The following is a 1,163-nucleotide window of genomic DNA, read 5'->3' as shown; positions in this document are numbered from 1 at the left end:
TCGCTGCTGCAGCTTAACAAGGAGACGACAAGTCTTCGAGCGGGTCACGACACCAGCCCTCGAAGCGGAGTCCCTTCGCCGGGACGATGGATCAGGTCAGACCGTTACCCATCCAGTGGCGCTTGCGACCACGCGAAACGTAGATTGGTCGGCCTATCCTCTTCAGACCCCATCAGGTGGCGGCCCTGCGCCGACCCCGTACAGAAGCAAGACCCCGGCGAACGGTACGACGCCAAAAAGGGATTGACCTTCGAAGGCCCGTTACAGAAGGATGGGTAGAGCGCAGCGAAACCCATCAATTCGTCATGCGAGCAGATTATGACAGCGTACCGTCGCAATTTCATCCCCGGCGGTTGTTTCTTCTTTACGGTCAATCTTGCCGACCGGCGGTTGGGACTGCTGACGGAATACGTTGAAGTCCTCCGCTCTGCGTTTCGTGAGACCCGCGAACGTCATCCGTTCACGATCGACGCGATGGTCGTACTGCCGGATCATCTACACGCGGTCTGGACGATGCCTGAAGGCGATCGGGATTTTGCGACGCGCTGGCGGCTGATCAAATCTACTTTCTCACGCAACTTCGCCGCCGGCGAACCTGTCTCAGCCAGCCGCGCCGCCAAAGGCGAGCGTGGCATCTGGCAGCGGCGGTATTGGGAGCATACGATTCGCGATGAGGACGATTTGGCGCGTCACGTCGACTACGTCCATATCAATCCGGTCAAGCATGGTCTGGTAAGACAGGTGAGGGATTGGCCGCATTCGTCATTTCATCGAATGGTCCGTCTTGGCATCTATCCCGAGGATTGGGCGGGCGATGTCGCTGAGTTGGGCGCAAGTTTCGGCGAACGGTCTTGATGCGGCGACGTGATGGGTTTCGCTGCGCTCTACCCATCCTTCTGTAACGGGCCTTCGAAGGTCAATCCCTTTTTGGCGTCGTACCGTTCGCCGGGGTCTTGCTTCTGTACGGGGTCGGCGCAGGGCCGCCACCTGATGGGGTCTGAAGAGGATAGGCCGACCAATCTACGTTTCGCGTGGTCGCAAGCGCCACTGGATGGGTAACGGTCTGACCTGATCCATCGTCCCGGCGAAGGGACTCCGCTTCGAGGGCTGGTGTCGTGACCCGCTCGAAGACTTGTCGTCTCCTTGTTAAGCTGCAGCAGCGA

Annotated in this window: 1 protein-coding gene; it reads left to right on the top strand. The window is 59.2% G+C overall.

Translation table 11 applies throughout. From position 1 onward, the window contains the following. The first annotated feature begins 318 nt into the window (after positions 1-318). Positions 319-855 (top strand): REP-associated tyrosine transposase, encoded by a 537-nt coding sequence (locus J6524_RS36995; protein WP_225678757.1) that lies wholly within the window; start codon positions 319-321, stop codon positions 853-855. The last annotated feature ends 308 nt before the right edge of the window (positions 856-1,163 follow it).

It is taken from the genome of Bradyrhizobium hereditatis (assembly GCF_020329435.1).
Lineage (GTDB): Bacteria > Pseudomonadota > Alphaproteobacteria > Rhizobiales > Xanthobacteraceae > Bradyrhizobium > Bradyrhizobium hereditatis.
The sequence above is the reverse complement of the archived record's forward strand: the minus strand, read 5'-3'. Positions and strand labels throughout refer to the sequence as shown.